At 68.4% G+C, this 10,110-nt stretch carries 7 protein-coding genes; 2 read left to right on the top strand and 5 right to left on the bottom strand.

Features of this window, described 5'->3' with window-relative positions; translation table 11 throughout:
- Positions 1-107 precede the first annotated feature (107 nt).
- The 5 genes from FKP22_RS11435 to FKP22_RS11415 all read right to left on the bottom strand — a co-directional run bounded on the left by FKP22_RS11435 (position 108) and on the right by FKP22_RS11415 (position 5,682).
- Complete coding sequence (locus FKP22_RS11435; RefSeq protein ID WP_141287621.1) at positions 108-731, bottom strand: putative 2OG-Fe(II) oxygenase; 624 nt, start codon at positions 729-731, stop codon at positions 108-110.
- Between the two features lie 12 nt (positions 732-743).
- Positions 744-1,703 carry a HupE/UreJ family protein gene (locus FKP22_RS11430; RefSeq protein WP_141287620.1) on the bottom strand — a complete coding sequence of 320 codons (960 nt, stop codon included), beginning with the start codon at positions 1,701-1,703 and terminating at the stop codon, positions 744-746.
- On the bottom strand, positions 1,700-2,572 hold the full coding sequence (locus FKP22_RS11425; protein ID WP_141287619.1) for a peptidylprolyl isomerase: 873 nt from the start codon (positions 2,570-2,572) through the stop codon (positions 1,700-1,702). The genes FKP22_RS11430 and FKP22_RS11425 overlap by 4 nt, the downstream gene beginning before the upstream one ends.
- A 108-nt stretch (positions 2,573-2,680) precedes the next feature.
- Entirely contained in the window at positions 2,681-4,930 is a 2,250-nt protein-coding gene (locus FKP22_RS11420; RefSeq protein WP_141287618.1) for a hypothetical protein, read from the bottom strand.
- Between the two features lie 278 nt (positions 4,931-5,208).
- A complete protein-coding gene (locus FKP22_RS11415; protein ID WP_170200856.1) occupies positions 5,209-5,682 on the bottom strand; it encodes a copper chaperone PCu(A)C in 474 nt (157 codons plus the stop codon).
- A gap of 194 nt (positions 5,683-5,876) precedes the next feature.
- Here FKP22_RS11415 and FKP22_RS11410 point away from each other — a divergent pair, with 194 nt between their 5' ends.
- Both FKP22_RS11410 and FKP22_RS11405 read left to right on the top strand, forming a co-directional pair.
- Positions 5,877-8,960, top strand: coding sequence for a S8 family serine peptidase (locus FKP22_RS11410; RefSeq protein ID WP_141287616.1), 3,084 nt, complete (start codon positions 5,877-5,879; stop codon positions 8,958-8,960).
- 160 nt (positions 8,961-9,120) lie between these two features.
- Positions 9,121-9,969, top strand: coding sequence for a PA4780 family RIO1-like protein kinase (locus FKP22_RS11405; RefSeq protein ID WP_141287615.1), 849 nt, complete (start codon positions 9,121-9,123; stop codon positions 9,967-9,969).
- Positions 9,970-10,110 lie beyond the last annotated feature (141 nt).

Below are 10,110 nucleotides of genomic sequence, written 5' to 3'. Positions count from 1 at the left end.
GCCACAGCGCGCCCTGCTGCGCCCAGACGACCTGGTAACCCAGGCCGGCAAAGCCGGAGGCCAGCATCAGGCCATGCGCGGCCCACACGCGTTTCGCCGCCATCGCTTCAGCCGGAGAACCCGATGGTGTAGCCCCAGGAGTCCAGCCGCGCCGGGATCGCATTGAAGGCCAGCGTGATGCGCTGCTCGCCCTGGTTGGGCGGCACGGCGTGCATCAGGTAGCTGGGAAACAGCACCAGGTCGCCGGGTTCTGGCGGCGGGCTGATCCACTTGTCGGCGTTGTACGGGCCGGTGACGACGCCGGCATGGTCGTTCTTGAACGAAAAGTCGGTACCGCCAGGCGCCTTGATGAACACGGTGCGTGCGCTGGGGTGGGTGGGTGTCAGGTAGACCACGCCGGAGATGAAGCTGTTGGCATGGTTGTGCATGGCTTGCTGGCCGCCTTGCTCGAGCACGTTGACCCACATCTCCTTGAGCGCCCAGGGCATGCGCTGGCCAAACAGCAGCGCGCCGAACTCGGAGAGCTGCGGCGTGAGCAGGCCCGCCACGTCCACCAGCAGCGGGCTGTCGCTGGGGCGCAGCATGCTGGTGTGCGACAGCAGCGCCGAGCCGTTGTTCTGCTGCTGCGCCTGGGCCGCGAAATGCGCCACCAGCGCGGCCACCAGGGCCGGCGGCAGCGCGCCGGGCACGCGCATGAAGGGCGTGGCGAACAATCCGTGAATTTCAGCCATGGCTTGTAGACCTCAACCGAAGATGGCGGCCACGCGCAGCCAGGACCAGTAGGCCGCGATCGAGCCGATCATGTACAGCACGACGCTGCGCGCCTTGGCCAGCTGCGGCCAGCGGCTGCACAACTTCCACAGCAGCATCGCCGCGCCCACCGTCATCAGCTGGCCGATCTCGACGCCGACGTTGAAGGTCAGCAGCGCCACAGGCAGGTGGTTCTCGGGCAGGCCGATCTCCTTGAGCGCGCCGGCGAAGCCCAGGCCGTGCACCAGGCCGAACAGGAAGGCCACCAGCGCCGGCCAGCGCCGCGCCAGCGTCTCGCGCTTGTGCAGCGCTTCGCCGGCCACCAGCACGATGGACAGTGCGATCGTTGCCTCCACGGGCGGCGGGCGTAGCGTCAGGATGCCCAGCGCGCTGAGCGCCAGCGTCAGGCTGTGGGCGGCGGTGAAGGCGGTGATGGTCCAGACCAGGCGGCGCTGGAAGCCGACCAGCAGCAGCAGGCTGATGACAAACAGCAGGTGGTCCACGCCGCTGAGGATGTGCTCGACCCCCAGCACCGTGTAGGCGGTGGCGACCTCGCGCCAGCTGCGGCCATCGTCGGCCGCGCCGTAGAGGTGCACCGAGGGCTGGCCGGCGGTCAGCGTGTAGACCCGCGCGTCGCCATTGAGCCAGTAGACCTTGACCAGCGCGGCCGAGTAGCGATCACCCACGCCAGTGATGGACAGAGTGCCGGTCAGGCCGGCCTCGCCGCAGTGCAGCACGTTCTCCTCGGCCTGGCAACCTTCGGGCCAGACGGGGGTCAGGTCATCGCTGGCGGCGCGCTTCTCGGCGGCGGCCCACATCCAGTAGAACTCGCCGTGCGAGACTTCGCGCAGCTGCATCTCGGCCATGCTGAGCTCGTGCGCGCCAGCAACCGGGCCGAGCGCCAGCAGCAACGCAGCCAACAAGCCGCGCAGCATCACATTCAGGGACCTCATTTCGCATCCTCGTAGCGGATGTTGTACTTCTTGGCCAGCAGCTGCACCGCGGCGCTGCGCTGCTCGGACAGCGTGGCATCGGTCCAGTCCTGCTGCACCACCGGGCGCAACACCTCGAACTGCGCCGGCTTGGCCGGGCTCACGGCCTCCAGCCGCACGGCGCGCCAGCCCTCGCGGGTCTTCTCGGCGCGCCATTCGCCCACCGGCGCGGTTTCCAGCGCCTTGGCAAAGTCTTCGCCGTAGCTCAGCACCAGGTTCTGGTGCGGCCTGCCCTTGAAGACCCGCAGGCCGGCCTTGGCATCGCCCGGCGTGCCGGCGTTGAGCTCGGTGACGAAGGCGCGCACGGCGGCCTCGGAGCTGTCGCCGTCCAGCGCGGCTTCCTGGAAGTCGAAGCGGGCGGGCTCGTCGTATTTCGCGCGGTGCGATTCGAACCACTTCTGCAGCGTCGCGTCATCGGCGGGTGGCAGCTTGGTGTTGGCGTCCACCACGCTCAGCGCCTTGAAGATCACGCGATCACGGATCGCGCTGTCGCCGCGGTCGACCTGCAGCGCCAGGCCTTCGCGGTACAGCACCTCGTTGTCCAGCCAGACCTTGCGCAACGCGGCCAGTTCCTCGGCGTTCGGATCGCGGTTGCGCGAGGCCTTGAAGATCTCGATGGCTTCCTTGTCCACCGCGGCACCGACGACGATGGTGTGCGGGTCGTCGCTGCGGCTGATCAGCAAATGGTCGGCACCGAACAGCAGGGCACCCAGCACGAGGAAGTGCAGCAGCGGCTCGCGGGTCCAGTTCGGCAGCCCGGCACGGGGTGCGGACTGGGCAGCAGCGGGCTTGGCGACAGGATCAACAGGCATCGTCAGCGGAGTGGACATGATTTCTCGACAGAACAACCATAACAACGGAAAAAGGCGCCGCGCGAAATCGCGCGGCGCCGTGCGGCGGTCAAACAACTGCCGCAGGGACGGATGGGTCCAGCCGGCTTACTTGACGCCGGCGACCTTCACCGAACCCTTCACTTCCACGTAGACCGGGTTGCTGTAGAACCACAGGTCAGACCAGGCGGCCACGTCGTACGACACCATCTTCTGGCCGTTGACCACCGCCAGGTGGTTCGGGCAGCCGTTGATCGTGCCGTTGGCGGCCGTCCAGCTCACGCCGTTTTCAGGCACGTTGGTGCCGGCGACCGTGCAGGGGATGCGCAGCTTGCTGGTGTCGTTGGCGTTGGTGAACAGGTCCGACAGCGGGTTGCCGCTGGCATCGGTCTCGTAAGGCGTGGCGGCCGGCAGGTTGCTGCCACGCAGACGCACGTACTGCGAAGCCACCACCGCCGGCAGGCGGTAGGACATGCGCAGGTAGGTCGTGCCGTCGGTCGTCGAGACGATCGAATTCCAGCCCTTGGGCGCGCTGAAGGTCTTGACGATTGCGGCCGAGGTGTTCTTGGCAGCAGCCGGCACGACAGCCAGGTCAGCGGTGACGCCATCAGCGCTCAGCCACGCGGTGTTGCGCGGCCATTCGCCCGAGTAGTCGGCAGCACCCGGCGTCTTGTAGCCCGAGACCATGCCGCGGATCAGGTCCACGTGGTCCAGCACCGGCTTGTTGATCGGCTGGTTCATGCCCACTTGGGCCAGCGACGGGTTGGCGAAGCTGTAAGGCGCGTAGTTGGTGCCAGCCGGGTCGCGCACCGAGATGCCGACCACCACGTCGTCACCCGCGTCCACCACCAGCTTCTCGCCCATCGAGACGCAGTTCGCGTGGTTCACGACGCTGCCCTTTTCGGCACCGGCGTAAGCGTAGTTGCGGACTTGCGAGTCGGACAGGTAGGCCGAGGCGTTGGACTTGCAGACCACCAGGCCCAGGCGGTCGATCAGCTGGCCGTCCACCGCGAAGCTGTTGCCGGTGCGCAGGCCGTCGACGATGGTTTGCGGGCGCAGCTTGTCCTGGCCGTTGCGCACCATCACGAAGTCGCGCTGGTATTCGCCGGGGTAGAAGTCTTGCGACGAGCGGCGGTCATCCGGGCCGAAGATGCCGCGGTTGTGCCAGTCGGAGCTGGAGAAGAACCAGTAGTTGCGGCCTTCGCCCAGCAGTGCGTCCCACACGCCGCCGATCACGCCACCGTACACGCCGGTGCCGCCGTAGGTCGTGCCGCCCACCGAGTCGACCTTGCCGGTCGGGAAGGTGTTGCGCAGGACCTGGTATTCACCGCGGTTGTTGGCAGCGCCGTGGCCCGGGTGGGTCTCGAAGCCGAAGGCGATGTTCGGGGCTGCGTTGTTGAAGTCACGCAGGTGCTCGATGTTGAAGCCGTTGTTGCCGTCCGGGTTGAACGGGCCGGCGCGCTCCAGGTGGGCCGGCACGTAGTAGCTGGCGTTGCCGTGGTTCTGGGCCATCCACTTCAGGGCTTCGACCGTCTTGGCGTGGCCGGTGTTGCCGGAGCCGGTGCCGCTGGCGGGGATCAGCTTGTGCGCGGTGGCGTTCCAGCTCGGGTCGGCGGCATTCAGGCTGCCGGTGACCGAGCAATCCCAGTTGTTGCCGGTGGCGGTGCCGGTGGTGTTGCCGCGGCTGGTGTCGGTGTCGCCACGGTCAAAGCAGTAGGACCACTGGGCCAGCGCATTGGCATTGCCCACGGCCTTGTAGCCCGGGCCGGTCGGCAGCGTGACCTTGTCCAGCTTCTTGGGCATCTGGCCGGTGACGACGGACATCGAGCTGTGCTCGTGGCCGGCGACGACCGATTCCATGCCGATGAACAGCGGCACGTTCTTCTGGGCCGAGAGGTATTCCAGCAGCGGGTACTGGTATTCCTGCACCGACTGCCAACGCCACATGTTGCCGTTGCCGCCCACGCCGCCGCCGTCGCCCTTGATGGCGGCCGCGCCGATGGAATTGGTCCACGTGGTGGTCGGGCCCTGGCCTTCGACAAACGGGTAGGCCGGGGTGCTCAGCGTGGCGTCTTCCACCAGCGTGCAGTTGCGGTTGCCGGTGCCACCGTGGCCGGCTTGCACGAACCAGTCGAGGCCGAAGGTGCCGTCGGTCTTGTCGGTCACCTTGCTGACCAGCTTCTGCATCGAGATCGTGCCGTCCGAGCAGGTGGTGTGGTTGTGGAAGTCGCCGGTGACGTACTTGCCGGAAGGGGTGGATTCGGCCTGGGCGGCCGAGGGAGCGGTGATGGCAGCGGTGCTGCCGATCGCGGCGATGGCAGCCAGCGCAAGCGGGCTCAGGCCAGTTCGGAACTTCATGAAGCTACTCCTGATCGTTGTGTTTGGGACGCGTTGCATCCCGTGGGTGGGCCTGGTTCGGCCAGTGAAGGTCGCCAGGCACCCGAAAAAGGCACTGCGGCGAAGTGCGCATGGTCGTCACATGAGGTGACATCCTCGTGACTGATGGACGAAATCCAGCAAGCTGGCTTCAAGTGCGATGGCTCGACAAACGCAGGCCGGCGCCGGGCCGCCCCAAGCGGCCTGCACAACCCGCCCGGCGGGTGGTTCCGCGTACCCGCGGAGCCGGGTGCCCCGATTCACTTGATGGACTGGTTGCGGGTGTAGGACACGTCGATGTCGGCGTCGACCACGCCGGCCTTCTCGAAGTGCAGCGTCAGTGGGTATTCGCGGCCCAGGCCCAGCGGCTGCTTCAGGCCCAGCAGGCGGATGTAGGTGGTGTCCTCGTGCAGCACCAGCACCTGGCCGCGCCGGATCGGCAGGTCGATGGCACCCGGCCGCGCGCCCATGCCGCCGATCTCCGCCGAGCTGGCCAGTGGCGAGGTGACGCCGATCAGCCGGTCGTCCTGCACCACCTCGTCCAGCGTCATGCCGACGATGACGCTGCTGTCACCGGCCAGCGTCTCACGCGCGTAGGGTTTGTAGACCCGCAGGCTGCTGCAGAAGAACTCGCAGGCGCGCGCGGCAGGCAAGACCGAAACCAGGCCCAGCGCGCCAGCGGCACGCAGCAGCTGCCTGCGCGAGGCACGCAGGCTCAAAAAAGTAGCATCCATGGCGCGAACCGTAGCGATGACGCATGACAAGCCGACGACATCCGCCCGGCAACGGCGCCAAAGCCCGCCCATCCCCCTAGTTACAAAACCCCACAGTGCTGAACGCCTCGTTAACGTCGGCGATTCACCAGCGCAGGCAGTCCTACCCGGGCAGCACTCGGCGCCTCAACGTTCGTTTTTGTGGAGTTTGGGTCATGAGCTTTTTTCCCAGGACTGTCCGGCTGACGCAGCTGATGCTGCTTTCGGGCGTGATGTCGGCGTCATTCGCGGCCACCAGCCCGAGCGCATCCCGCAGCTACATCGTGCTGTTGAAGGAGGCCCCGGCGGCCAGCTACCGCGGTGGCGTGGCAGGCCTTGCCGCCACCCAGGTGCCCGAGGGCCAGAAGCTGAACGCCCGCGCCGCGGCCGTGCAGGCCTACCGCGCCCACCTGGCCGGTGAACAGCAGAAGCTGATCAGCTCGCTGGGCCCGGTCAAGCTGCTGCACCGCTACAACGTGGCCTTCAACGGCTTCTCGGCCGTGCTGACCGAAGCGCAAGCCAAGAAGCTGCGCGCCAACAGCGCCGTCTCCAGCGTGCTGGCCGACGAGCGGCGTGAAGCCACCACCATCACCACCCCGCTGTTCCTCGGCCTGGACGGCCCTGGCGGCGTCTGGACCAAGAAGGTCCAGGGCGTGCTGGAGAAGGGCGAAAACGTCATCGTCGCGGTGGTGGACTCCGGCATCCAGCCCGAGAACCCGGCCTTCTACGACCATGTGGACGCCAACGGCACCCCCGTGAAGACCGGCGGCACGCTGGCCTACCAGCCGCTGCCGGCCGGCCAGTACAGCGGCACCTGCACCACCGGCGCCGGTTTCACGGCCGACTCGTGCAACAACAAGCTGATCGGCGCGCAGGTCTTCAGCGCCGGCTACCAGCAGGCAGTCGCCCAGGGTGCCGTCACGCCGTTCCTGAACTTCTACGACGTGCCGCGCGACGAAGTCGGCCACGGCTCGCACACGCTGTCCACCGCCGGCGGCAATGCCAATGCACCGGCCTACACCTCGGCCGGCATCTATGTCGGCACCACCAGTGGCATGGCGCCGCGCGCCCGCGTGGCCACCTACAAGGCCTTGTTCGGCACCATCGCGGCGGACGGCTCGCTGGGCGGCAACGGTTTCAACAGCGACCTGGTCGCGGCGATCGACCAGGCCGTGGCCGATGGCGTGGACGTCATCAACTACTCGATCAGCGGCTCGCAGACCAACCTGCTGGACCCGGTCGAAGTGGCCTTCCTGAATGCCACGGCGGCCGGCGTGTTCGTCGCCGCGTCGGCCGGCAACAGCGGCCCGGGCAACCAGGTCGCCCACAACAGCCCGTGGCTGACCACGGTGGCCGCGTCCACCCACGACCGCCAGTTCATTGCCGACCTGTCGCTGGGCAACGGCACCGGCCCGTACACCGGCGCCTCGTTCGACCCGGCCGCGCTGCCCTCGGCCAGCATGGTGCTGTCGAGCGACATCCCGGCCGCAGGCGTGCCGGTGGCCAACGCCAACCTGTGCTTCCTGAACTCGCTGGACAGCACCAAGGCCGTCGGCAAGATCGTCGTCTGCGACCGCGGCACCAATGCCCGCGTCGAGAAAAGCCAGGAAGTGGCGCGTGTCGGTGGTGTCGGCATGGTGCTGATCAACCCGAGCGCCAACACCGTCGTGGCCGACTTCCACAGCGTGCCCACGGTGCACCTGGACGCGCCCTCGCGCACCGCCGTGCGCAACTACGTGACGAGCAGCGGCGCCAGCGCCACCGGCGCCATCAGCGCGCGCTACCAGGCACCCAACGTGGTCGCCCCGATCATGGCCTCGTTCTCGTCGCGCGGCCCGAACCTGGCCGAGCTGTCGGTGATGAAGCCCGAGATCACCGCGCCTGGCGTGGACGTGATCGCCTCGGTCACCTACGCGCAGCAAAGCCAGGCCGACCATGACGCGATCCTGGCCGGCACGCTGGTGCCGTCGCCGGTGGTCGAGTCGTACCAGGGCACCTCGATGTCCACGCCGCACATCGCCGGCATTGCCGCACTGATCAAGCAGGCCCACCCGAACTGGCCGCCGGCCCAGATCAAGTCGGCCATGGTCACCAGCACCACCGGCGTCAAGCTCGCCAGCGGCGCGCCGGACACCAACCCCAATGGCTACGGCGCTGGCCACGTGAACCCGCGCGGCGCCGCGGATCCCGGCCTGGTCTACCCGATCAACCCGGCCGACTACCTCAGCTTCCTCTGCGGCGCCAACTGGCTCGCCGCGGATGACGCCAACTGCCTCGCCTTTGGCAGCGCCGCGCCGAGCAACCTGAACCTGCCGACCGTCGCGGCCGATGTGCCGGGCACCCTGACGATCAAGCGGCACGTGCGCAATGTCGGCACCGGCCCGGCGATCTACTCGGCCAGTGCGACGGTGCCCGGCTTCATTGCCACCGTCACGCCGCCCACGCTGAGCCTGGCCAAGAACGAGGTGGCCGCCTTCACGCTGACGCTGAAGACCAATGGCGCGGCGCTGAACACCGGCGTCTTCGGCAACCTGAGCTGGACCGATGGTTCGCACGTCGTCACCAGCCCGGTGCTGGCGCGGGCGCGGGCGCTGTCGGCCCCGGCGGTGCTGTCCAGCACGGCCGCCACCGGTTCCGCCAAGTTCAAGGTCGCCTATGGCTTCGACGGCGCCACCAGCGCGCTGGTCACCGGCCTGAAGCCGGCCACCCGCACCGCCGGCACCGTGGCGCTGAACGCCCAGGTCTGCTTCAACATCAGCGTGCCGGCCGACGCGCTGGTGGTGCGCGCCGCGCTGTACAACGCCGACACCTCCGGCAACGGCGGCGACGACCTGGACATGACGCTGCTCAACCCCTCGGGCACTACCGTCGCCTCCAGCGGCGGCGCCACGGCCGACGAACTGGTCAGCGTCACCGCCCCGGTCGCTGGCACCTACAAGGCCTGCGTGCAGGGCTACAACCCGGTCGGTGGCAGCAGCAACTTCACGCTGTCCTCCTGGGTGCTGTCGGCTGCCGATGCCGGTGGCAGCCTGGCCGTGACCGGCCTGCCCACCACCGTCGCAGTGGCCGACCAGGCCTCGGTCAAGGCCAGCTGGTCCGGCCTGGCCAACCTGCGTTACCTCGGTGGCATCCGCTACGCCAAGGGCGACGGCTCGACGGTCGGCACCACGCTGCTGACCGTCGAACCCAATGCGCCCAGCCTGACGCTGGGCGCCAGCGACATGAGCGCCCGCAAGGCGCGCATCGCCGCCTCGCGCTGAACCTCGCCAGCGCTCCGGCGCTCGCTGCCAAGGCAGGCCCGAAAGGGCCTGCCTTTTTTCATGGGCGGGGCCGTCATGGGCCTTTTGCCGGCCAGGGCACACAATGCGGCAGTCCCGAAAGGGTCTGCCCTCTGCCTGCCTGAACTGTGATCCCTGCCCGATGAAAGCCCCGAAGCGCCTGCAATCCCTGATCGACGAGGGGCTGGTCGACAGCGTCCTGCGCCAGCTGATGAGCGGCAAGGAAGCCGCCGTCTATGTCGTGCGCTGCGGCGACGACACCCGCTGCGCCAAGGTCTACAAGGCCGCCACCGAGCGCAGTTTCCGCCAGGCGGTGGACTACACCGAGAACCGCAAGGTCAAGAACACCCGCCAGGCCCGCGCCATGGCCAAGGGCACGCGCTTTGGCCGCGAGGCCGCCGAGGCCGCCTGGCAAAGCGCCGAGGTGGACGCGCTGTACCGCCTGGCCGCCGCTGGCGTGCGTGTGCCGCGGCCCTACAACTTCCTCGACGGCGTGCTGCTGATGGAGCTGGTGGCCGACGCCAACGGCGACGCCGCGCCGCGCCTGAACGACGTGCAGTTCACGCCCGAGGACGCGCTGCGCCACCACGCCACGCTGCTGCGCGAAGTCGTGCGCATGCTGTGCGCCGGTGTCGTGCACGGCGACCTGTCCGAGTTCAACATCCTGCTGGCCGAAGACGGGCCGGTCATCATCGACCTGCCCCAGGCGGTGGACGCCGCCGGCAACAACCACGCCCAGCGCATGCTGCTGCGCGACGTGGAGAACCTGCGCAACTTCTTCGGCCAGTTCGCCCCCGCGCTGCTGGCCACCCAGCACGGCGCCGAGATGTGGGACCTCTACACCCGCGGCCTGCTGCACCCGGACACGCCCCTCAGCGGTGAGTTCAAGTCCAGGCAAGGCCCGGTGGACCTGGGCAGCGTGCTGCGCGAGATCGACGACGCACGCGACGAAGAACACGCCCGGCAACTGCGCCAGCAAGAGGCTGGCTGATCGCGGTGCCGCCCGGCCGCCGCTCAGGCTGGCAAGGGCGTGTCGGCAGCGGCCGCCAGCAAGGTGATGAAACGCTGCAATGCCTGGGTGGGCTGCTTGTCGCGGTGGGTCACCCAATGGCACTGGCGGCGCAGCGGCGGC

Source organism: Ideonella azotifigens (assembly GCF_006519715.1).
GTDB lineage: Bacteria > Pseudomonadota > Gammaproteobacteria > Burkholderiales > Burkholderiaceae_C > Ideonella > Ideonella azotifigens.
The sequence above is the reverse complement of the archived record's forward strand: the minus strand, read 5'-3'. Positions and strand labels throughout refer to the sequence as shown.